Source organism: Janibacter hoylei PVAS-1 (genome assembly GCF_004025845.1).
GTDB lineage: Bacteria > Actinomycetota > Actinomycetes > Actinomycetales > Dermatophilaceae > Janibacter > Janibacter hoylei.
In genome coordinates, this window is the sequence record NZ_PIPF01000001.1 from 176,371 (window position 1) to 196,629 (window position 20,259).

A 20,259-nucleotide genomic window follows, 5' to 3' on the forward strand; every position below is an offset into this window, starting at 1 on the left:
CGAGAGCCTAGGCCGCGACCGACCTCGGCAGCCCCGCGAGAGCCACCTCAGGGCCTGCTCGAGTACCGCCACCAGTCCGGGTCGACGACCATGGCCGACCCACCTCCGGCGCGGGTCGGCTCGGCGGCGGCCTCGAGGTCCCGTCGGTCGTGCACCCGGATGCCGGTGGCATTGCCGAGCCGGTAGACCTCCTTGACCTGGTGGCCTCGCCGCCGCATGTCGTCCCCGACCGGGCCCCCGGCGAGCGAGGGCTCGAGCTCGGTGGAGCTCCCGTTGCGCGAGGACACCCGTGGAGCGGCGAGCGCGTCGCCGATCGGCAGATCGCGGTCGACGACACCGGAGACGAGCTGGGCGACCGTCGTGATGATCGTCGCGCCGCCGGGGCTGCCGGCGGTCATCCACGGCTTGCCGTCCTCGAGGACGATCGTCGGGGCCATCGACGACCGCGGCCGCTTGCCGGGACCGGGCAGGTTGGGGTCGGGGACCCCCTTCGTCACCGGCGTGAAGTTGAAGTCCGTGAGCTCGTTGTTGAGCAAGAACCCGTAGCCGGGCACGACCATGCCGCTGCCGCCGTACTGCTCGATCGTCAGCGTGTAGGTCACGGCGTTGCCGTGCTTGTCGACGGCCGTCAGCGACGTCGTGTGCTGGTCCTCGGACCCCACCTTCGTCGTCGCCGTCGAGGACTGGCAGTCGCTGTAGGAGCCGTCCGGCTCGCCGAAGGGGACGGGACGGGTCATCGCCGCGTCCTCGTCGAAGAGGCACGAGCGCTCGTCCGCGAAGTCCTGGGAGAGCAGCTCCTCGCCCGGGACGCCCGGCACGTCGCCGACGTAGCGGTTGCGGTCGGCGAAGGCCGTGGCGGAGGCCTCGGCGAACCAGTGCGCCCACTCGCCGTCGGAGAGGTCTTCGGTCCGCTTGCCGGTCCGCTGCTCGTAGGACTCGAGCAGGTTGAGGATCTCGCTCACGGCATAGCCGCCGGAGCTCGGGGTCGGCATGCCGTAGACGTCGAGGCCCCGGTGCTCGCTGTGCGTCGGCTCCTTGACCAACGCCCGGTAGGCGCGCATGTCGGCCATCGTCATCTGCCCGCGCGGGACCGACACCCCGGGCGCGGTGCGGGGGTTGCGCGCGGTCCGCACGACCGCCTTGCCCATGTCGCCGCGCTGCATGGCGTCGGCACCGTGGGTGCGGATCTGCCGGTAGGCGCGGGCGAGGTCGGGGTTGCGCAGGATCGCGCCGGTCTTGATCGGCTCACCGCCGGGCAGGTAGATCTTCGCGGTGTCGGGGAACTTGGCGAAGCGCTCGGCGTTGTCGACCGTCGCCTCGTGGAAGGGCTCGTCGACGACGAAGCCGCGCCGCGCGGTGTCCTCCGCAGGCTTGAGCAGCTGGTGGAGCGACTTCGTGCCGTAGCGCTCCGCCGCCAGCTCCCAGGTCGCCGGCGTGCCCGGGACCCCTACGGAGAGACCGGAGTTGACCACGGTGTCGAAGTCCATGGCCTGCCCGTCGTCCCCGACGAAGACCTCGTCGTGGAAGCTCGCGGGCGCGGTCTCCCGGCCGTCGATCGTCTCGACCTTGCCGGTCCTCGCGTCGTAGTGGACGAAGAAGCCGCCACCACCGAGGCCGGAGCTGTAGGGCTCGACGACGCCGACCGCCCCGGCCATCCCGATGGCCGCGTCGGCGGCATTGCCGCCCCGCTCGAGGATGTCGATGCCGATCTGGCTGACGATCGGGTCGACGGAGGCGACGGCGCCGCCGTTGCCACGCATCACGGGCATCTTCGGCAGGTCATGGCCCGCCGGTGGTGGCCCCGGCCTCGCGTCGGGGGTCGCAGTGGCGCCGGCGGTCGCGGCGAGGGTGAGCCCGCCAGCGGTGAGTGCCCCGACGATGACTCGTGTCGCTCGTCCCATGACCTCCACGCTAGGTGTGATGGCCGTCACTCGCATGTCGAGGCGGGGCGAAGGGGTCCCCTCAGACGAGCTCGGTCGTCCCGTCCGCGACGAGCACCGCAGGGCCGGCGAGCTCGACCTCCCGGCCGGGCAGGAGCCGCACCCGCAGGGTGCCGCCGGGGACCTCGACGGTCATCGTGCCGGTCGAGTCCGCGTCGCCGGACCAGAAGGCGGTGCCGATGGCCGCCGCGCAGACGCCGGTGCCGCAGGAGCGGGTCTCCCCGACGCCGCGCTCGTGGACCCGCATCGAGATGTGCCCCGGTCCGAGCACGCGGACGAACTCGACATTGCTCCCCTCCGGCGGGACGGGGTTGACGGCGGGCGGACGCCGCAGACGCAGTCCGTTGAGGTTGACGTTTTCCGGCAGGGCCACGACGGTGTGCGGGTTGCCGAGGTCGAGCGAGAGCCCGGAGTAGGGCTCGGTGATGTCCTCGGCCTCCTCGACGTGCACGAGCGCGTCGAAGCCCTGCTCCTGCGCCTTGGCCTCGTCGACGAAGCGCCACGTGCCCATGTGGGTCACGACGTCGTCGCCCTCGAAGCGGATGCGCCGCACACCTGCTCGTGTCGCGATGGCGAAGTCGTCGCCGACGAGACCCTCTCGCCGCAGCCAGGTCGCGAAGACGCGGGTGCCGTTGCCGCACATCTGCGCGAGCGAGCCGTCGGCATTGCGGTAGTCCATGAACCACTCGGCCTCGTCGGCCTGGGCGCGGACGTCGGCCTCGGCGGCGTGGGCCGTGCGGACGACGCGGATGAGGCCGTCGCCGCCGATGCCGGCCTGCCGGTCGGCGAGGCGGACGACCTGCTCGGCGGTGAGGTCGAGCCCGCCGTCGAGGTCGGGCACGAGGACGAAGTCGTTTTCGGTGCCGTGGCCCTTGGTGAATCGCAGCGTCATGGCGTCCATTGTGTCGGACGGCGAGCCAGGTCCGACGCCACCTGCACGAGGTCGGGCGCCGTGGCGTCGAGCCATCGGGGCCGCGGGTCGGGGCGCCACCACGACTCCTGCCGGCGGGCGTAGCGGCGGGTGGCGCGCGCCGTGTCGGCGATCGCCTCCTCACGCCCCCAGCGACCGTCGAGCTCGCCGAGCGCCTGGGCGTAGCCGATGGCCCGGGATGCGGTGCGCCCACCGCGCAGGCCGGCGGCGTCGAGGCGGCGCACCTCGTCGAGGAGCCCGCCGTCCCACATCGCCCGGGCCCGTCGCTCGATGCGCTCGGTGAGCGCCGTCCAGTCGTCACGCAGACCGATGACGAGCGAAGGGCGTCGGTAGCGCTTGGTGGGTGCCGTCGCCGAGAAGGGGCGACCGGTGATCTCGACGACCTCGAGGGCCCGGATGATCCGACGGATGTTGTTGGGCTCGATGGCCTCGGCTGCTGCGGGGTCGACCTGCTGGAGTCGACGACGCAGGGCGGCGGGACCCGCTTCGTCCTCGGCCACCGCCTCGAGACGGGCGCGGACCTGCGGGTCCGTCGGGGGGATGTCGAGGTGGTCGAGCGCGGCGCGCACGTAGAGTCCGGAGCCGCCGGCGAGGACGGGTACGCGACCTCGGTCGAGGATGTCGACGACCGCGGCCTCCGCGCGCTGCTGGAAGTCGGCGAGGGTCGCCTCGTCGGTGACGTCGAGGACGTCGAGGAGGTGGTGCGGGATGCCGCGCCGCTCGTCCGGTGGGAGCTTGTTGGTCCCGATGTCCATGCCGCGGTAGAGCTGCATGGCGTCGGCGTTGACCACCTCGCCACCGAGCTCCTCGGCGAGGTCGAGGGCCAGGTCGGACTTGCCCGTCGCGGTGGCGCCGACGACGGCGATGACCTGCGGGGTCACTCCTCGTCGACGTCCGGGTCGTCGTGACCGAAGGGGTCGGGCCCCTCGCCGGGCAGCCAGGTGTGCCCGGGGACGCCCCAGCCCTCGGCCTTGACGGCCTTGCGGGCCTTCTTCTTCCAGCGGTCGCCGAGGCGGTCGACGTAGAGGAACCCGTTGAGGTGGTCGTACTCGTGCTGCATGCAGCGGGCGAACCAGCCCGTGGCGGAGAAGGCGATCTCGTTGCCGTCCCAGTCGTAGCCGGTGACCTCCGCCCGCTCCCCCCGACGCAGGGGGAAGGAGTAGCCGGGGACCGACAGGCAGCCCTCGGACTCGTGGTCGCGGTCGGGCTCGCCGGCAGCGGGCTTGCTCGCCCGGACGTAGGGGTTGATGACGTGGCCGAGACTCGGCACCCCGTCGTCGTTGGCCATGCTCCAGGTGAAGATCCGCAGGCCGAGCCCGATCTGGGGGGCGGCCAGGCCGACGCCGTGGGCGGCCTCCTGGGTCTCGTACATGTCCTCGACGAGGGTGCGCAGCCGCGCGTCGAAGTCGGTGACCGGCTCTGCGCGGGTGTGCAGGACCGGCTCTCCCGTGATGGTGATGCGGTGGATCGTCATGGACCGCATCGTATGTCGCCCGGCCCCCACGACATGACGGAGCCGGGGCCGGCAAGGGGGGACCGGCCCCGGCTCCGCGGGGGGGTGCGGCGTCAGGGGCGCCGCACGGTGTGGCTCGAGACTCAGGCCTGCTTGATGGCCGAGATGTCGAGGGTCAGGGTGATCTTCTTCGAGACGAGGACGCCACCGGTCTCGAGCGCGGCGTTCCAGGTCAGACCGAAGTCCTCACGGTCGACGTCGGTGCGGGCGGTGAAGCCGACGCGGACGTTGCCGAAGGGGTCCTGGGCGGTGCCCTCGTACTCGGCGGCGAGCTCGACGGTGCGGGTGACGTCCTTGATGGTCAGGTCGCCGACGAGGGTGAACTCCTCGCCCTTGACGTCCTTGATGCCGGTCGAGACGAAGGAGACGGTCGGGTAGTTCTCGGCGTCGAAGAAGTCGGCCGACTTCAGGTGGCCGTCGCGGTCGGCGGAGCCGGTGTCGACGGAGGCGACCTGCATCGTGGCGGAGGCGGACGAGGCGGTGAAGTCGTCGGCGACGGTGATCGTGCCCTCGAGCTCGCGGAAGTAACCGCGAACCTTGGTGACCATGGCGTGGCGGGCGACGAAGCCGACCTCGGAGTGGCTGGCGTCGATGGTGTAGGTGCCGGTGGGGAAGTTGCTCACGATGTCTCCTGGGTGGTGATCGTTGGTTCTGGGAACACGACGGACCCTAGATGCTTTTAATTGTCGTGTCAACTATTGGACTTTCAACCACTTAGTACATGGCACGTCAGCGCCAGCGGTTGAAGCGCTCGCGCGCACGTGTTTGGCTGGGACCACGGCCCGATACCGGGCACCCGGCAACAGAAGGAGAACACCATGGGGTTCGACGATCTGAAGGGCAAGGCCACCGACGCTCTCGGCAACAACAGCGACAAGGTCGAGGAGCACAGCGACCAGGGGCTGGACAAGGCCGGCGAGTTCGCCGAGGGCAAGGGTGCCAGCTCCGAGCACGTCGACAAGGGCAAGGACTTCCTCGACGGCAAGATCGGCGAGTGAGTCAGCCTCACTGACACGTCGAAGGGGGTGGGTCACCGCAACGGTGACCCACCCCCTTCGTCATGCCCGGGTGTCAGAGCCCGCAGGCGGGGCCGCTCGTCTCGACCGTCTCCGGAGCGCCGATGCGCGGCATGCCGAGCGAGACGCTCGGCTTGGCGACCGCGCCCTCGGCGCCCTGCTCCTGCAGAGCCGCCCACGCATCGCCACCGGCCGTGCGGCGCACGGCGAAGACACCACCGGTGATCGCGGAGTCGGCGACGAGGTGGTGCGGGGCGCCGTAGGTGACGCCGACGGTGACCATGTCACCCGGGCGCGGGCGGCCGGCCTCGGCCAGCCCCTCCGGGAGGGCGAAGTGGACGAGGCGGTTGTCGGGGGCGCGCCCGCTGAGCCGGGCGGTCTCGCGGTCCTTGCGCCCCTCCCCCGTCGCGACGAGCACCTCGAGCTCGCGGCCCTCCTGCTCGCGGTTGCCGGCCCAGGAGATCTCCTCCTGGAGGGCGACGAGGCGCTCGTAGCGCTTCTGGACGACCTCCTTGGGCACCTGGTCGTCCATCGTCGCCGCCGGGGTGCCGGGGCGGATCGAGTACTGGAAGGTGAAGGCGGAGCTGAAGCGGGACTCGCGGACGACGCGCAGCGTCTCCTCGAAGTCCTCCTCGGTCTCGCCGGGGAAGCCGACGATGATGTCCGTCGTGATCGCCGCGTCGGGGATGCGGTCGCGGACGCGCTCGATGATCCCGAGGAAGCGCTCGGAGCGGTAGCTGCGGCGCATCGCCTTGAGCACCCGGTCGGATCCGGACTGCAGCGGCATGTGCAGGCTCGGCATGACATTGGGCGTCTCGGCCATCGCGTCGATGACGTCGTCGGTGAAGGCGGCGGGGTGCGGGCTGGTGAAGCGGACCCTCTCCAGCCCCTCGATGTCACCGCAGGCGCGCAGCAGCTTGCCGAAGGCGAGCCGGTCACCGAACTCGACGCCGTAGCTGTTGACGTTCTGCCCCAGGAGGGTCACCTCGATGACGCCCTGGGAGACGAGCGCCTCGAGCTCGGCGAGGATCTCGCCCGGCCGGCGGTCCTTCTCCTTGCCGCGCAGGGCGGGGACGATGCAGAAGGTGCACGTGTTGTTGCAGCCGACGGAGATCGAGGTCCAGCCCGAGTAGGCGGAGTCGCGTCGCGTCGGGAGGGTCGAGGGGAAGGTCTCGAGCGACTCGAGGATCTCGACCTGGGCCTCGTCGTTGTGCCGCGCGCGGTCGAGCAGAGCCGGCAGCGAGCCGATGTTGTGCGTGCCGAAGACGACGTCGACCCACGGGGCGCGCTCGACGATCGTCGCGCGGTCCTTCTGCGCCATGCAGCCCCCGACCGCGATCTGCAGGTCCGGGTTGCGCTGCTTGAGCGGGCGCAGCTGGCCGAGGTTGCCGTAGAGCTTGTTGTCCGCGTTTTCGCGCACCGCGCACGTGTTGAAGACGACGACGTCGGCGATCTCGCCCCGGTCGTCAGCAGGCAGGCTCGCGATGTCGACGTAGCCCGCCGTCTCGAGCAGCCCGGCGAGGCGCTCGGAGTCGTGCACGTTCATCTGGCACCCGTGGGTGCGCACGTCGTAGGTCTTGGATGCAGCATTCATGTCAGTCGAAGGGTAGTCGCCCGCCAGATCAAGGAGTGACGCAAAACCCTGGACACTGGCGTCCAGATCACGTTGTTCAGATGACATGCTGACACCATGAGCACCGCAGATCAGGACCCGGCCGATCTGGTCGTGCTGCTGGCTGACGACGCACGTCCCGTGGGGACCGCCCCTCGGGCCGACGTGCACACAGACCGCACGCCGCTCCACCTCGCTTTCTCGTGCCACGTCACCGACGGCAGCGGCCGTCTCCTTCTCACCCGACGCGCGCTCAACAAGCGGACCTGGCCGGGGGTCTGGACGAACGCCTTCTGCGGGCACCCTCGCCCGGGCGAGGACCCCCAGGTCGCGGTGCACCGCTACGCCGAGTACGAGCTCGGGCTGCGGCTGGACCACCTCGAGCCCCTGCTCCCAGACTTCCGTTACCGAGCGGTCGACGCCTCGGGCATCGTCGAGCACGAGGTCTGTCCTGTCTGGCTCGCCCATACGACATCGGACCCGAGCCTCAACCGAGACGAGGCCGTCGAGGCCCGCTGGGTGACGCCGCAGGAGCTGAGGACGACGGCCGAGGTCGCGCCGTGGGCGCTCAGCCCGTGGCTCGTCCTCCAGCTCGACGAGCTGCCTGCTGGCCGGAGCGCCCTCGACCAGGTCGGCCAGGCCGTATGAGGTCGGCAACCCGTGACGCCGAGCCCACCTCTGTGACCACATCGCCGGCAGCGGCCGTGTCGGCGTATGAGCTCAGCGACGCTCAGGTCCTGCGGGACGCTCTGGCCTCGGCAGGCAGCGGCGGCAAGCGCTTCCGCCCTCGTCTCGTCCGTTCGGTCCACGACCTGCTCGGCGGTGACGCCGGCCCGGCCGTCGACCAGGTCGCCGACGCCGTGGAGATGCTGCACACCGCCTTCATCGTCCACGACGACGTCATCGACGGCGACGACCTCCGACGGGGTGGGCTGAGCACGCCTGGCCGCTTCCACGCCGACGCGCTCAGAGTCGGCGCCCCGGCGGCTGCGGCCCGCTCCTTCGCCACCGCCGGGGCGATCCTCACCGGCGACCTGGCGCTCGGCGCGGCCATGCGGGCCGTGGCCTCGGCGCCCGTGTCGCGTGAGCGGATGCTCCAGCTGCTCGACCTCTTCGACCACACCCTGGCGGTCTCGGCCGCAGGAGAGCTGGCCGACGTCCGCCTCTCGCTCGGTTGCGAGGAACCGACGCTGCAGGAAGCGCTGAGCGTCGCCGAGCAGAAGACTGCGGTGTACTCCTTCAGCCTGCCGATGCAGTGCGGCGCCGTGCTCGCCGACTCCCCGGACCAGCTCGTCGACGGCCTCGGCCGCATCGGGCGGCACCTCGGCCTGGCCTACCAGCTGCTCGACGACCTCACCGCAGTCTTCGGCACGCCGGCCCAGACCGGCAGGCCAGGCATCGCCGGTGACCTGCGCGAGGGCAAGCGCACACCGCTCGTCGTCCACGCACGCACTACCTCGGCGTGGCCTGTCCTGGAGCGCCATCTCGGTGATCCCGACCTCGACGAGCAGGGCGTCGAGCACGTCCGGGCCGCCCTCGCGACTGCCGGATCACGCTCCTTCGTCGACGACCTCGCCACGCAGCAGCTGCGCGAGGCGACCACGCTCGCCGAGGACCTGAGCCTCCCACCCGAGTTCGTCACGTGGGTGGGCGAGGTCGCGGGCTCTCTCGAGGGCGGCGTGGCATGACACCGGCCAGGCATCAGCGCGACGAGGCCCCACCCCACGTCCGCTACGACGCGACCGCCCAGGCCGCGGCCGAGCTCGTCATCGCCCGGTACTCGACCTCCTTCGGTGCGTCGAGCAGGCTGCTCGCCGAACCCGTCCGGGCGCGCGTGCGCAGCATCTACGCCCTGGTCCGGGTCGCCGACGAGATCGTCGATGCTCCCCGCCCCGACGTTGCCACCGACGAGCAGCGCGCTGTGCTCGACCATCTCGAGCGCGAGGTGAACGTCGCGATCGACCGCGGCCTGAGCTCTGACCTCGTCGTCCATGCCTTCGCCCGGACAGCGCGAGCATGCGGGATCGGCATGGACCTCGTCGAGCCCTTCTTCGCCTCGATGCGCACCGACCTCACTCGCACCACCCACGACGAGGAAAGCTTCGCGAGGTACGTCTACGGATCGGCCGAGGTCGTCGGTCTCATGTGCCTGCGCGCCTTCCTCGCCGACGAGCCCGACGCCCAGGCCAGCTACGACCGGCTCGCCCCGGGGGCTCTACGCCTCGGGGCCGCCTTCCAGAAGGTGAACTTCTTGCGAGACATCGCCGCCGACCGCGACGAGCTCGGTCGCCGCTACTTCCCGGGCGTCGACCCGCACCGCATCGACGACGCCGACCGTGACCGGCTCCTCGACGACCTCGACAACGATCTCGCCCTCGCTGCCGCCGCCGTCGAGCAGCTGCCGCCGAGCAGCCGACGTGCAGTCCGGGTGGCGCACCGGCTCTTCGCCGAGCTGTCTGGCCGACTGCGCGAGACCCCCGTGGAGCGGCTGCGCCACGAGCGGGTCCGGGTGCCGGGCCCCCGCAAGGCCGCAATCGTGCTCGACAGCGTCGTTCGAGGCCGACGATGAGGCCCCTGCGCTGGACCGGTCGGACCAGTCAGCCGCGCGAGCCCGGGACCGTCTGCGTCATCGGTGGCGGGGTGAGCGGTCTGGCCACATCGGCGCTGCTCGCCGCCGACGGCTGGCAGGTGGATCTCGTCGAGCGCTCGGAGCGTCCCGGCGGCCGGGCGGGGTTGTGGGAGCACGAGGGCTACCGCTTCGACACCGGGCCGTCGTGGTACCTCATGCCCGAGGTCTTCGCCCACTTCTTCGAGATGCTCGGCACCTCCGTCGACTCCGAGCTCGACCTCGTCCGGCTCGACCCGGGCTACCGGGTCTTCTTCGAGCATGACGACGAGCCGGTCGACGTGCAGGCGACCAGGGCGGCCAACGAGGCGCTGTTCGAGTCCCTCGAGCCCAGTGCTGGGTCGGCGCTGTCGGACTACCTCGACTCCGCGCGCCACGTGTACGAGCTCGCCGTCGACCGCTTCCTCTACACGAGCTTCGATTCCAGCGGCTCGCTGCTCAACGCCGACGTGCTGCGCAACGGGCCCCGCCTCTCGAGCCTGCTGACTCGTTCACTCGAGTCCCACATCGCCACCCGCTTCGACGACGCACGGCTGCGTCAGATCCTCGGCTACCCCGCTGTCTTCCTCGGCACCTCGCCAGACCGCGCCCCGAGCATGTACCACCTCATGAGCTGGATGGACCTCGCAGAGGGCGTGCTCTACCCGGCAGGGGGCTTCACGACGATCGTTGACGCCCTCGTGCGGGTGGCCGAGCGCCACGGCGTCCGGGTGAGGACGAGCACGACCGCGACCGCTATCCGTACGACTGCCGCGCGCGGTCGGCGTGCCCGCGTGATCGGCGTCGACGTCACCGGCCCGGACGGCGAGACCCAGGAGCTCCCGTGCGATGCCGTGGTCGGGGCGGCCGACCTGCACCACGTCGAGACCGCGCTGCTCCCCGAGCACCTCCAGACCTACCCGCAGTCGTGGTGGGAGCAGGTCGACCCCGGGCCCGGGGGTGTGCTCGCGATGCTCGGCGTCGACGGCGAGCTGCCGCAGCTCGCCCACCACTCGCTCTTCTTCACCACCGACTGGCGGCGCAACTTCGACGACATCCTCGGCCCTGAGCCCCGGGTGCCCGACCCGGCCTCGATCTACGTGTGCCGGCCGTCGGCGAGCGACAGCACCGTCGCCCCCGCCAGCAAGGAGAACCTTTTCGTCCTCGTCCCTGTCCCCGCAGACCCCACGATCGGCCGGGGCGGCACGGACGGCGCCGGTGACCCCGGGGTGGAGCGAACCGTGGACGCGGCCATCGATCAGATCGCTGCGTGGGCGGGCGTGCCGGACCTTGCCGAGCGCGTCGAGGTCCGGCGCACCGTCGGGCCGGAGGACTTCGTGCGGGATCTGTCGTCCTTCTCCGGGAGCATGCTCGGACCGGGACATGTCCTGCGCCAGAGCGCCTTCTTCCGCGCGGACAACGTCTCGAAGAAGGTCGACGGGCTCTACTACGCGGGCTACTCGACCCGCCCCGGCATCGGGCTGCCGATGTGTCTCATCAGCGCCGAGCTCGTGCTCAAGCGGCTGAGGGGCGATACCTCGAGCGGGCCGAGCGTCACCCCGACCGGCGATGTCGAGGTGGGCTGAGTGGGTCTGCTCTACCTCGGTTTCGTCGTGGTCTCCACGGTCTGCGTGGGTCTCGTCGACCACCGGTGGCGCCTCGCCCTCTTCGACCGGCCCGCCCGCACCCTCGCCGTCGTCGCAGCAGGCTCATTGCTCTTCCTCGTGTGGGACCTCGTGGCGATCGAGTCGGGCATGTACGTGCGTGGCGAGTCGCCCGCGATGACCGGCATCGAGCTGCTGCCCGAGCTCCCCGTCGAGGAGATCTTCTTCATCGTCTTCCTCAGCTACCTCACGTGCGTGCTCCACGGGCTCTTCTCGAGCCTGATCCCCCGCGGCGAGTTGCCCTCATGACCTACGCCGGCCTGGCCGTCTGCTTCCTCGCCGCCGCGGCGCTCGTCCTCGTCGCCGCCGCCGTGCTGCGCCGACCCGACCGGCGCTGGTGGCTCGCGACCGCTGCGACGGCGCTGGCGCTCGTCGTGCTCACCGTGATCTTCGACAACCTCATGATCGCCGCCGACCTCTTCCGCTTCGACGAGGCCCAGCTCTCCGGCATACGCATCGGCCTCGCACCGCTCGAGGACCTCGCGTGGCCGGTCGCGGCCGCTGCCACCCTGCCCGCGCTCACGCTCCTGCTCGATCTCGACCACCCACGAGCCACCCGCGGAGCCCAGCGATGAGTGCCGCAGCGCAGCAGCGGTCGGCTCAGTCCTCTCCCTTCGCCCACGTCCTCGCGTCCTCCCGGCCGCTGTCGTGGGTCAACACGGCCTACCCCTTCGCCGTCGCCTACCTGCTCGCCGGCGGGCGGGTGGACCTCTCCTGGGTCGTCGGGACGCTGTGGTGCCTCGTGCCCTACAACCTGCTCATGTACGGGGTGAACGATGTCTTCGACTACGAGTCGGACATCCGCAACCCCCGCAAGGGAGGAGTCGAAGGGGTCGTCCTCGATCGTGGCCTGCACCGGGCCACCCTGTGGTCGGTGGTGGTGTCGAACCTGCCCTTCGTCGTCGTGCTTGTCATCCTCGGCGATCTCCGCTCGACCCTCGTCCTCGCGGTGAGCGTCTTCGCACTTGTCGCGTACTCAGCCCCAGGGCTGCGATTCAAGGAACGGCCCTTCCTCGACTCGCTGACGTCGAGCACCCACTTCGTCAGCCCCGCCGTCCTGGGCATCGCGCTGTCCGGTGGCACCTTCGACCCCGTCACCCTCGCCGCGCTCACCGGGTTCTTCGCCTGGGGGGTCGGGTCGCACGCCTTCGGCGCGGTGCAGGACATCGAGGCCGACCGGGCAGGCGGCATCGCTTCGATCGGCACCGTCCTGGGGGCGCGGCGCACCACCGGCTTCGCCCTGCTCGCCTACCTCGTCAGCGGGCTGCTCCTGCTGGCCCTGCCCTGGCCAAGCACGCTCGCTGCGGCCTTCGTCCTGCCCTACCTCGCCAACGTCGTGCCGTACCTACGGCTGGAAGAGGCCGAGTGCGAGCGCGCGCACACAGGCTGGCGACGCTTCCTCTGGCTCAACTATCTCACCGGCTTTCTGCTCAGCCAGCTGATCATCGTCGCGACGATCGGCCTGCCCGGTCAATGACCTCGAGGCGCGCCCGCTCGATGCGGTCGCGCCACCGCAGCCACGGCGGGTGAACCTGCCAGTTGAGCTCGAGGGTCCGCACAGCCCGTGCGAAGCGCCGACGCACCTGCGCGGCCCCACGCAGCGACCGGGCCGAGACCCCGACGTGCAGGCCGCGCGCCAGCCGAACCCTTCGGCCCGGCCCGAGGACGAACGCGAGGTCCATGTCGTCGTGCACCTCGGGGTCCTCGCGGTGCACCTCGTGGCGGACGGCGAGCCAGGTGCTGCGGCGAACGGCCATGCTCGAGCCCCACAGCGCGGTATGGGCGAGCGCGAGGTGGCTCAGGACGTAGTACGCACCGAGGTACAGCGCAGCCACCGGCGGCCCGAATGGGCGGGGCAGGTCGTAGAAGGTGCCGGTGCCGGTCACGGCGCTCACCGCAGGGTCGGCCATGGCCCGGGCGACCCCCTCGACCCAGCCCGGGCCGGGACGGGAGTCGGCGTCGAGACGGGCGATCACCTCGCCGCGGGCAGCGTCGTAGCCAGTTGCCGCAGCGAGGGGGATTCCGACCCGTGACTCGTGCATCACCGTCGCTCCGTGCGCCCGTGCGACTGCTGCCGTGTCGTCGCGGGAGCCGTTGTCGACGACGACGACCTCGAGCGGCGGCACGTGCTGGCGGGCGAGCAAGGTCAGACAGGTGCGCAGGGCCACGGCATCGTCGCGAGCCGGGATGACGACGGAGACACTCGGCAGGCCGTGCCCGGCGGGTGCTCTCATCCTGACCCCTCGGGCTCAGGTCTACTCAGTGCGAGCAGGACCGCGGCGACGACCGCCCCGACCACCCCGGCCCCGAGATCGCCGAGCGTGTCCTCGTAGCCCACCTGGATGCGGTCGTCGAGGACGGTGTGCCCGAACCACTCACCCATCTCCCAGAGGAGGGCGAGGGTCGTGGCCAGGGTGCTGCTCACGACGACGAACCCCAGCCGAGTCATGTCCTCACCGAAGAGCCCGAGCCGCTCGAGCGCGGCGTAGCCGATCGCGCCGACGAGGCCGGTCAGTGCGGCATGCACGACGACATCGAGCCAGCTGACGGCGAGGTACCAGTCGAGCATCGCGGCCCAGGCGCCGACGAGGATCGTCGCGCAGTAGGAGAGATCGAGCGGCGCGGGGGTCCCCAGGGCGCGGGGGATCATCGAGCCTCCGAGCACGAGCATGAAGAGCGCGAAGCCGATGAATCCCCAGCCGAGCGTGCCGAGCACCACGCTCAGAGCCGCCGCGAGGCGCAGGAGATCCATGGCGGCCGGGCAGAGGGGGTCCCGCAGGCTCTGCCGACGCGGCGCATCCGGGGGCAACCGCCGGACCCTCAGCTGACCCGGGTGAAGGTGATCTCGACGTCGAGCTCGGAGAGCTCGGGTCCGGCATACATCCCCCGGAAGGGCGCGACGTCGTCGTAGTCGCGGCCGCGGCCGACGACGACGTGGTCGAGCCCCACGGGCGCGAGGTTCGTCGGGTCGTAGGGCATCCACGCGCCGTCCCAGATCTCGATCCAGGCGTGCGACTCGCCGGGGCAGGACTGGCCGCGCTCGAGGTCAGGCTCGCTCGCGACGTAGCCGGAGACGTACCTAGAGGGGATGCCGATGCAGCGCAGCGCCGCGAGGGTGATGTGCGCGAAGTCCTGGCACACGCCCTGCCCCTTGGCCCAGGCGTCCTCGGCGGTGTCGGAGACCTCCGTGACGCCCTTGGCGTAGCTCATCCGCTCGTGGACCTGCGTCGAGATCGCCTGGGCAGCAGCCCGTGGGGTCCGCTCGTCGCGAGCCGCCTGCGCGATCTTCGTCAGCTCCTCGGTGGTCGTCGTGCGCGGTGTCGCGGTGACGAGCTCGCTCAGCAGGTCACGGGTCTGCTCGTTGGCCAGCGCATCCCAGCCGGTGCCGCTCGCCTCCGCCACCGTCTGCGCGCGCTCGACGGTCGACATCGCCTCGATCTCGAGGGTGTCGTGCGCGCCCTGGGACTCGACCGCCATGACCTGGGTGCCCCAGTGGTCGGTGTAGACGTTGCTCCACGAGTGCGGGCGTACCCGGATCCGCGCCTCGAGCGTGGTCTGCCCGGGCTCGCTCAGCGGCGTCATCCGCAGCTCGTTGTGCGAGGCGACGACGTCGCCGTCGTAGCGCATGACCGTCCGGTGCACGATGCGGTGCCGTCGGGTACTCACAGGATCTCCCCCGTCCACTCCTGGACCGGGCCCGACATGAAGTAGCGGGCCCCGATCGCGTCCGATGCCTGGGTGACCGACTCCTGGACCAGACCCATCATCGCGGGCAGGTCGTCCAGGACGTCGTCCGGGTCGGCGTACTCGAGCTGGGTGCGGGTCTGGCCGAGGATGCGGCGGGCCTCGTCGGAGAAGCCCACGCGGTCGGTGTCCGGCGAGAGGGTCGTCAGCCGCTCCTCGGCCTCACGCAGGGACGCGAGGACCGAGCGCGGGAAGCGACGGTCCAGCGAGAGGAAGGCCGCAGCGGTGCGGTCGGTGATGACACCCCGCATGGTGCGCAGCATCGCCTGCTGGGCACCACAGCTCGCGAGGACGACGCCCCAGTTCGGGCCGCCGTCGATCGCGCCGGTCGCCACGATCCGAGCCGTCATGTCGGCACGCTCGAGCGACCGCCCGAGGCTGAGGAAGTCCCACGCCTCGTCGTGGCTCATCGTCGAGTCGGCGATGCCGGCGACGAGGGCGGCGCGCTCGGTGACCCAGCCGAGGTGCTGCTGGGTCGCGGTCTGCGCCCCGAGGCCGTTCCACCGGTGCCAGGAGGTGTTGATGACCTCCCACAGCTCGGTAGAGAGGGTCTCCCGGGCCCGGCGGGCATTCTCCCGCGCGGCCAGCCATGAGCCGGAGATGGCGCTCGGGTTGTCCGCGTCGAAGACGAGCCGGCTGGCCACGTCGGCGTAGGTGACATCGGGGCTGACGTCGTCGAGCCCCATGATCCCGCCGAGAAGCATCCACGAGGTGTAGTTCACGTCCTGCCCCGGGTCCTCGATGAGCGAAAGGCGCAGCACGTCGACCATGCGCGCAGTGCCGTCGGCGCGCTCGATGTACCGGCCGATCCAGAAGAGCGAGTCCGCGATCCGGCTGAGCATCAGGCCTCCTCGCCTGCCGTCGAGTCATGGTCCGGGACCGCCTGCGGTGGCGAGGTGCCCCCCGGTTCGGTCTCGGAGTCGAGCAGCTCGGTGGGCGGCGCGCTGTCGTCGCTCGGCATCGGACGGTTCGTGCCGAGGAGGATGACCTCATCGCCGCTCGTCGGGACCTTGGCGTAGCGGCCGGCGAGCACCCACGTGTCCTTCGAGCCACCGCCCTGGCTGGAGTTGACGACGAGCTGCCCCTCGGGCAGCGCGACCCGGGTCAGCCCGCCGGGCAGCACCGTCACCTGGTCCCCGTCGTTGACGGCGAAGGGGCGCAGGTCGACGTGCCGAGGGCGCAGCTGCCCGTCGATGAGCGTCGGCACGGTGGAGAGCTGGACGACGGGCTGGGCGATCCAGCCCCGCGGGTCCCGCTCGAGGTTGGCGCGCAGCTCGTCGAGCTCCTCGCCGCTCGCCTTCGGTCCGATGACCAGGCCCTTGCCGCCTGAGCCGTCGACCGGCTTGACGACCATCTCGTCGAGGCGGGAGAAGACCTCCTGGAGGGCCTCGGGCTCGTTGCAGCGGTAGGTGTCGACACCGTGGAGGATCGGCTCCTCGTCGAGGTAGTAGCGGATGAGGTCAGGCACGTACGAGTAGACGAGCTTGTCGTCGGCGACGCCGTTGCCGATGGCGTTGGCCAGGGTGACCCGACCCGCCCGGACGGCGGAGATGAGACCGGTCACCCCGAGCATCGAGTCGCGACGGAAGTGCACCGGGTCGAGGAAGTCGTCGTCCACCCGCCGGTAGATGACGTCGACCCGCTCCTCGCCGCGCGTCGTGCGCATCCGGACCTCGCCGCCGCGGACGACAAGGTCACGACCCTCGACGAGCTCGACACCCATCATCCGCGCGAGGAGCGTGTGCTCGAAGTACGCGCTGTTGTAGACGCCGGGGGTGAGCACCACGACGGTCGGGTCGGTGCGGCCCTCGGGAGCAGCCGCACGGAGCGCGTCGAGCAGGATGCGCGGGTAGTGGTGGACCGGGCGGATCCGCATCGTCGCGAAGGCCTCGGGGAAGACGTTGGCCATGGCACGCCGGTTTGCGATGACGTAGGAGACGCCGGACGGCACCCGGACGTTGTCTTCGAGGACGCGGAAGTCGCCCTGCTCGTCGCGGATGAGGTCGATGCCCGAGACATGGGCCCGGACGCCGTTGGCGGGGCGCAGACCGGCCACGGCGCGGTGGAAGTGGCTCGAGGTCGCGATGAGCCGCCACGGGATGATGCCGTCCTCGACGGCCCGTGGCATAGCCCCTTCGCGTGAGTAGATGTCGTCGAGGAAGGACTCGAGGGCGAGCACCCGCTGGGCGACTCCCCGCTCGACGGTCTGCCAGCTCTCCGCGTCGATGACGCGCGGCACGGCGTCGAGCGGGAAGGGGCGCTCCTCCCCGGCGTGGTCGAAGGTCACGCCTTGGTCGAGGAACATCCGGGCGAGCGCATCGGCGCGCTCCTCGAGGCTCTCCGGGTCCATCGCGCGCAGCGTGTGGTGGATCGGCTTGTACGGAGCGCGGGGCTCTCCCGATCCGTGGTCGAACATCTCGTCCCACGCGTCCCCGGTCGGGTAGTCGTCGAACATGCTCGGCCCCTCGGCGGTCGCGGGGTTCCCGCGGCCCTGGGACTGTCGTTGTACCTGGGTCACCCCCACACCATAGGGCCGGGAGGTTGCCGCAAGGTTTCCCGCCCGAGGCCTCTTTCGGCAGGGCTCTGCGACGAGCTCGCTGTGGTGACCATCCACCTCAACGCGGACCTCGGCGAAGGCTTCGGCCGGCGGGCCCTGACAGACGACGAGGGCCTGCTCGACGTCGTGACGAGCGCCAACGTCGCGTGCGGCTCCCACGCCGGGGACACCCGCACGATGCAGCCCGTCGTCGCCCTGTGCGCCCAGCGCGGCGTCGTCGTCGGAGCGCAGGTCTCCTACCGCGATCTCGCGGGCTTCGGCCGTCGCTTCATCGACGTCGACCCCGCCGAGCTGACGGCGGAGGTCGTCAGGGACCGGTCTCCTCCCAGTGCGTCCACGGGGACTCCCCCAGCGCCGTCGAGGACGTCCGCGCCGTGCGGTACGCACCGTCCTCGTCACCCTCGACCCACGCGTGACGACGACGACGGCGGTAGTCGCTGCCCTGCGCTCAGCCGCCGGCACGCATGGCCGGCCCACCGGGAGCGCGACGAGCCGGGCCCACGAGATCTCCGTCGTCGAGGTCGCCTTCGCCGGCTTTGCCAATCTCGCCGGCGCACGCTCACGAGCGCGGAGTGGTCGGTGACGGCAGACGTCGACCGGGTCGGGGCGCGGCTGCAGGGACCCACCCTCGAGCGCGCCGTCACCGACGAGCTGCCGAGCGAGGGGGTGGTCCGCGGATCGGTCCAGGTGAACGGCGACGGGCAGCCGACGCTCTTCCTCAGCGACCACCCGGTGACCGGGGGCTACCCCCTCATCGCCGCGCACACCGCGGGGTCGGGCGACCGTGCGGCCAGCTCGTGCCGGGTCCTCGCGTGCGGCTCAGTCGCGCTGGTGCTCCGGATCGGCGTCGAGCGCCTCGGTGATGACCACTCTGGCGACGTCGTGGCCATAGCCCTTGCGGGCGAGCATGCCGGACAACCGTCGGGTCTGGACCACGCGGTCGAGGCCGTGCATCGAGCGCAGCTTCTTGGCGACGAGCTCGTGGGCCCTGGCCCGCTCGTCCTCGGGGTCGACGTCGTCGAGGACCGCACGGGCGATCTCGTCGTCGACCCCCTTGGCGCGCAGCTCGTGCGATAGCGCTCGACGGGCCAGGCCGCGCCCGGCCTGCTTGGAGCGGACGAAGGCCTGCGCATAGGCCTCGTCGTCGACGAGCCCGACCTGCTCGAAGCGGTCGAGCACCTCGGCCGCGACGTCGTCGGGGCAGCCCTTGCGGGTCAGTGCGTCCTCGAGCTGCTTGCGGCTCTTGGGTGCACCGGTCAGCTGGCGCAGCACGACGGCACGGGCAACCGCGTGGGGGTCGGAGTCCGCGTCCCGGGTCGCCGGGTCCGGGGGCGGGATCCTTCGAGACGGTCGCTGAGCGACCTCCGGATCCTGAGGAGGGAGTCCGCTTTGCGGGCGAGCGTCTCGAAGGGCAGGGACCGGGGAGCCGTCCTCGATGGCGGAGACCGCCGCACGCAGGCGCGCGACGGTCTCCGGGTCGTGACGATCCGTCATGACGTGCCCTCGATCAGAAGTCGACCGGGACCTCGGCCGGCTCCTCAGCCGCCTCGTCGGCGGGCTTGACGCCGATGCCGAGCTTGGTCTTGATCTTGACCTCGATCTCCTCGCCGAGCTGGGGGTTGTCCTTGAGGAACTTGCGGGCATTTTCCTTGCCCTGACCCAGCTGGTCGCCCTCGTACGTGTACCAGGCGCCGGCCTTGCGGATGAAGCCGTGCTCGACGCCCATGTCGATGAGGCCGCCCTCGCGAGAGATGCCCTGGCCATAGAGGATGTCGAACTCGGCCTGCTTGAAGGGCGGGCTGACCTTGTTCTTCACGACCTTGACCCGGGTGCGGTTGCCGACCGGGTCGGTGCCGTCCTTGAGCGTCTCGATGCGGCGCACGTCGAGGCGGACCGAGGCGTAGAACTTCAGCGCCTTGCCACCGGTCGTCGTCTCGGGCGAGCCGAACATGACACCGATCTTTTCCCGCAGCTGGTTGATGAAGATCGCGGTGGTGCCCGACGCGTTGAGGGCACCGGTGATCTTGCGCAGGGCCTGGCTCATGAGGCGGGCCTGCAGACCGACGTGGCTGTCACCCATCTCGCCCTCGATCTCGGCGCGGGGCACGAGCGCGGCGACCGAGTCGATGACGATGATGTCGAGCGCGCCGGAGCGGATGAGCATGTCGGCGATCTCGAGCGCCTGCTCACCGGTGTCCGGCTGGCTGACGAGCAGGGCGTCGGTGTCGACGCCGAGCTTCTTGGCGTACTCGGGGTCGAGCGCGTGCTCGGCGTCGATGAAGGCCGCGATGCCGCCGGCGCGCTGCGCATTGGCGACGGCGTGCAGGGCGACGGTCGTCTTACCGGAGGACTCCGGGCCGTAGACCTCGACGACGCGGCCGCGGGGCAGGCCGCCGATGCCGAGGGCGACGTCCAGGGCGATCGCGCCGGTCGGGATGACCGCGATCGGGGGACGCACGTCGTCACCCAGGCGCATGACCGCGCCCTTGCCGTGGGCCTTCTCGATCTGGCCCATGACGTTGTCGAGGGACTTGAGCTTCTGCTCGTGGAGCTTGCTGTCGATGGCGGTGACCTCAGCCATGCCACACCTTCCTTGTCGTCGTGTCGGGCGCGTCCACCGGCGACCGGATCGCACTGTCGGACGTCTCGTGCGTGTCTGGTCAGACGCTAGGAGCCA

At 71.0% G+C, this 20,259-nt stretch carries 22 protein-coding genes and 2 pseudogenes; 11 read left to right on the forward strand and 13 right to left on the reverse strand.

Translation table 11 applies throughout. The features are described 5' to 3' along the window. Positions 1-47 precede the first annotated feature (47 nt). The 5 genes from ggt to CWN80_RS00910 all read right to left on the reverse strand — a co-directional run bounded on the left by ggt (position 48) and on the right by CWN80_RS00910 (position 5,007). Positions 48-1,901: a gamma-glutamyltransferase gene (gene ggt, locus CWN80_RS00890; protein WP_007926206.1), complete on the reverse strand. Its 1,854-nt coding sequence runs from the start codon at positions 1,899-1,901 to the stop codon at positions 48-50. A 61-nt stretch (positions 1,902-1,962) separates the two neighbouring features. Then, positions 1,963-2,832, reverse strand: a complete 870-nt coding sequence (gene dapF, locus CWN80_RS00895; RefSeq protein ID WP_007926202.1) for a diaminopimelate epimerase — start codon at positions 2,830-2,832, stop codon at positions 1,963-1,965. After that, complete coding sequence (gene miaA, locus CWN80_RS00900) at positions 2,829-3,752, reverse strand: tRNA (adenosine(37)-N6)-dimethylallyltransferase MiaA (protein ID WP_128276731.1); 924 nt, start codon at positions 3,750-3,752, stop codon at positions 2,829-2,831. The genes dapF and miaA overlap by 4 nt, the downstream gene beginning before the upstream one ends. After that, complete coding sequence (gene def / locus CWN80_RS00905; RefSeq protein WP_128276732.1) at positions 3,749-4,345, reverse strand: peptide deformylase; 597 nt, start codon at positions 4,343-4,345, stop codon at positions 3,749-3,751. The genes miaA and def overlap by 4 nt, the downstream gene beginning before the upstream one ends. A gap of 122 nt (positions 4,346-4,467) precedes the next feature. Next, positions 4,468-5,007 (reverse strand): YceI family protein, encoded by a 540-nt coding sequence (locus CWN80_RS00910; RefSeq protein ID WP_007926194.1) that lies wholly within the window; start codon positions 5,005-5,007, stop codon positions 4,468-4,470. Between the two features lie 195 nt (positions 5,008-5,202). Between CWN80_RS00910 and CWN80_RS00915 the strand changes: the two genes are divergently transcribed. Next, positions 5,203-5,382 (forward strand): Rv0909 family putative TA system antitoxin, encoded by a 180-nt coding sequence (locus CWN80_RS00915; protein WP_040880908.1) that lies wholly within the window; start codon positions 5,203-5,205, stop codon positions 5,380-5,382. A 73-nt stretch (positions 5,383-5,455) separates the two neighbouring features. Here the strand turns inward: CWN80_RS00915 and miaB are convergent, their stop codons facing one another. Beyond that, entirely contained in the window at positions 5,456-6,994 is a 1,539-nt protein-coding gene (gene miaB / locus CWN80_RS00920) for a tRNA (N6-isopentenyl adenosine(37)-C2)-methylthiotransferase MiaB (protein WP_007926193.1), read from the reverse strand. A gap of 96 nt (positions 6,995-7,090) precedes the next feature. Here miaB and idi point away from each other — a divergent pair, with 96 nt between their 5' ends. The 7 genes from idi to CWN80_RS00955 are packed head-to-tail and all read left to right on the forward strand — an operon-like array spanning position 7,091 to position 12,758. After that, entirely contained in the window at positions 7,091-7,660 is a 570-nt protein-coding gene (gene idi / locus CWN80_RS00925) for an isopentenyl-diphosphate Delta-isomerase (protein WP_007926192.1), read from the forward strand. 56 nt (positions 7,661-7,716) lie between these two features. Further along, positions 7,717-8,700, forward strand: coding sequence for a polyprenyl synthetase family protein (locus tag CWN80_RS00930; RefSeq protein WP_007926191.1), 984 nt, complete (start codon positions 7,717-7,719; stop codon positions 8,698-8,700). Then, the gene (locus CWN80_RS00935; protein WP_007926190.1) at positions 8,697-9,581 is read left to right on the forward strand and encodes a phytoene/squalene synthase family protein; all 885 of its coding nucleotides are present in this window, start codon (positions 8,697-8,699) and stop codon (positions 9,579-9,581) included. The genes CWN80_RS00930 and CWN80_RS00935 overlap by 4 nt, the downstream gene beginning before the upstream one ends. Continuing rightward, a complete protein-coding gene (crtI, locus tag CWN80_RS00940) occupies positions 9,578-11,203 on the forward strand; it encodes a phytoene desaturase family protein (RefSeq protein ID WP_007926189.1) in 1,626 nt (541 codons plus the stop codon). Before CWN80_RS00935 ends, crtI begins: the two co-directional genes overlap by 4 nt. Then, a complete protein-coding gene (locus CWN80_RS00945; RefSeq protein WP_007926187.1) occupies positions 11,204-11,530 on the forward strand; it encodes a lycopene cyclase domain-containing protein in 327 nt (108 codons plus the stop codon). It abuts the gene before it with no gap. Then, positions 11,527-11,856 carry a lycopene cyclase domain-containing protein gene (locus CWN80_RS00950; protein ID WP_007926185.1) on the forward strand — a complete coding sequence of 110 codons (330 nt, stop codon included), beginning with the start codon at positions 11,527-11,529 and terminating at the stop codon, positions 11,854-11,856. The genes CWN80_RS00945 and CWN80_RS00950 overlap by 4 nt, the downstream gene beginning before the upstream one ends. After that, positions 11,853-12,758 (forward strand): prenyltransferase, encoded by a 906-nt coding sequence (locus tag CWN80_RS00955; protein WP_128276733.1) that lies wholly within the window; start codon positions 11,853-11,855, stop codon positions 12,756-12,758. The genes CWN80_RS00950 and CWN80_RS00955 overlap by 4 nt, the downstream gene beginning before the upstream one ends. On the opposite strand, the gene CWN80_RS00960 is transcribed toward CWN80_RS00955, so the two are convergent. The 5 genes from CWN80_RS00960 to CWN80_RS00980 all read right to left on the reverse strand — a co-directional run bounded on the left by CWN80_RS00960 (position 12,724) and on the right by CWN80_RS00980 (position 17,480). Beyond that, positions 12,724-13,515 carry a glycosyltransferase family 2 protein gene (locus CWN80_RS00960; protein WP_007926183.1) on the reverse strand — a complete coding sequence of 264 codons (792 nt, stop codon included), beginning with the start codon at positions 13,513-13,515 and terminating at the stop codon, positions 12,724-12,726. The two genes, CWN80_RS00955 and CWN80_RS00960, sit on opposite strands and share 35 nt — an antisense overlap. Then, complete coding sequence (locus tag CWN80_RS00965) at positions 13,512-14,033, reverse strand: DUF2238 domain-containing protein (protein ID WP_007926172.1); 522 nt, start codon at positions 14,031-14,033, stop codon at positions 13,512-13,514. The genes CWN80_RS00960 and CWN80_RS00965 overlap by 4 nt, the downstream gene beginning before the upstream one ends. Before the next feature lie 68 nt (positions 14,034-14,101). Then, a complete protein-coding gene (locus CWN80_RS00970; RefSeq protein ID WP_007926171.1) occupies positions 14,102-14,947 on the reverse strand; it encodes a transglutaminase family protein in 846 nt (281 codons plus the stop codon). Further along, positions 14,944-15,867, reverse strand: a complete 924-nt coding sequence (locus CWN80_RS00975) for an alpha-E domain-containing protein (protein ID WP_007926169.1) — start codon at positions 15,865-15,867, stop codon at positions 14,944-14,946. Before CWN80_RS00975 ends, CWN80_RS00970 begins: the two co-directional genes overlap by 4 nt. After that, a complete protein-coding gene (locus tag CWN80_RS00980) occupies positions 15,867-17,480 on the reverse strand; it encodes a circularly permuted type 2 ATP-grasp protein (RefSeq protein WP_007926167.1) in 1,614 nt (537 codons plus the stop codon). Before CWN80_RS00980 ends, CWN80_RS00975 begins: the two co-directional genes overlap by 1 nt. Positions 17,481-17,627: 147 nt before the next feature. Between CWN80_RS00980 and CWN80_RS00985 the strand changes: the two are divergent. The 3 genes and pseudogenes from CWN80_RS00985 to CWN80_RS15700 form a co-directional block, all read left to right on the forward strand. After that, a pseudogene (locus CWN80_RS00985) lies at positions 17,628-17,879 on the forward strand (LamB/YcsF family protein); the annotation flags it as partial. Between the two features lie 115 nt (positions 17,880-17,994). Beyond that, positions 17,995-18,165 (forward strand): hypothetical protein, encoded by a 171-nt coding sequence (locus CWN80_RS15475; RefSeq protein ID WP_192899830.1) that lies wholly within the window; start codon positions 17,995-17,997, stop codon positions 18,163-18,165. Beyond that, positions 18,162-18,296 (forward strand): annotated as a pseudogene (locus CWN80_RS15700) (allophanate hydrolase subunit 2 family protein); the annotation flags it as partial. The gene CWN80_RS15475 and the pseudogene CWN80_RS15700, both read left to right, overlap by 4 nt. Positions 18,297-18,401: 105 nt before the next feature. Here the strand turns inward: CWN80_RS15700 and CWN80_RS00990 are convergent. Further along, positions 18,402-18,854, reverse strand: coding sequence for a regulatory protein RecX (locus tag CWN80_RS00990; protein ID WP_007926161.1), 453 nt, complete (start codon positions 18,852-18,854; stop codon positions 18,402-18,404). Between the two features lie 235 nt (positions 18,855-19,089). Beyond that, positions 19,090-20,163, reverse strand: a complete 1,074-nt coding sequence (recA, locus tag CWN80_RS00995) for a recombinase RecA (protein WP_040880958.1) — start codon at positions 20,161-20,163, stop codon at positions 19,090-19,092. Positions 20,164-20,259: the final 96 nt, after the last annotated feature.

Coding starts and splice junctions, on each gene's coding strand:
- CWN80_RS00955 (WP_128276733.1), top strand. CDS start 11,853: ATGAGTGCCGCAGCGCAGCAGCGGTCGGCTCAGTCCTCTCCCTTCGCC.
- CWN80_RS00975 (WP_007926169.1), bottom strand. CDS start 15,867: ATGCTCAGCCGGATCGCGGACTCGCTCTTCTGGATCGGCCGGTACATC.
- dapF (WP_007926202.1), bottom strand. CDS start 2,832: ATGACGCTGCGATTCACCAAGGGCCACGGCACCGAAAACGACTTCGTC.
- ggt (WP_007926206.1), bottom strand. CDS start 1,901: ATGGGACGAGCGACACGAGTCATCGTCGGGGCACTCACCGCTGGCGGG.
- CWN80_RS00935 (WP_007926190.1), top strand. CDS start 8,697: ATGACACCGGCCAGGCATCAGCGCGACGAGGCCCCACCCCACGTCCGC.
- crtI (WP_007926189.1), top strand. CDS start 9,578: ATGAGGCCCCTGCGCTGGACCGGTCGGACCAGTCAGCCGCGCGAGCCC.
- def (WP_128276732.1), bottom strand. CDS start 4,345: ATGACGATCCACCGCATCACCATCACGGGAGAGCCGGTCCTGCACACC.
- CWN80_RS00960 (WP_007926183.1), bottom strand. CDS start 13,515: ATGAGAGCACCCGCCGGGCACGGCCTGCCGAGTGTCTCCGTCGTCATC.
- miaB (WP_007926193.1), bottom strand. CDS start 6,994: ATGAATGCTGCATCCAAGACCTACGACGTGCGCACCCACGGGTGCCAG.
- CWN80_RS00915 (WP_040880908.1), top strand. CDS start 5,203: ATGGGGTTCGACGATCTGAAGGGCAAGGCCACCGACGCTCTCGGCAAC.
- CWN80_RS00980 (WP_007926167.1), bottom strand. CDS start 17,480: ATGTTCGACGACTACCCGACCGGGGACGCGTGGGACGAGATGTTCGAC.
- idi (WP_007926192.1), top strand. CDS start 7,091: ATGAGCACCGCAGATCAGGACCCGGCCGATCTGGTCGTGCTGCTGGCT.
- CWN80_RS00950 (WP_007926185.1), top strand. CDS start 11,527: ATGACCTACGCCGGCCTGGCCGTCTGCTTCCTCGCCGCCGCGGCGCTC.
- CWN80_RS00965 (WP_007926172.1), bottom strand. CDS start 14,033: ATGGATCTCCTGCGCCTCGCGGCGGCTCTGAGCGTGGTGCTCGGCACG.
- recA (WP_040880958.1), bottom strand. CDS start 20,163: ATGGCTGAGGTCACCGCCATCGACAGCAAGCTCCACGAGCAGAAGCTC.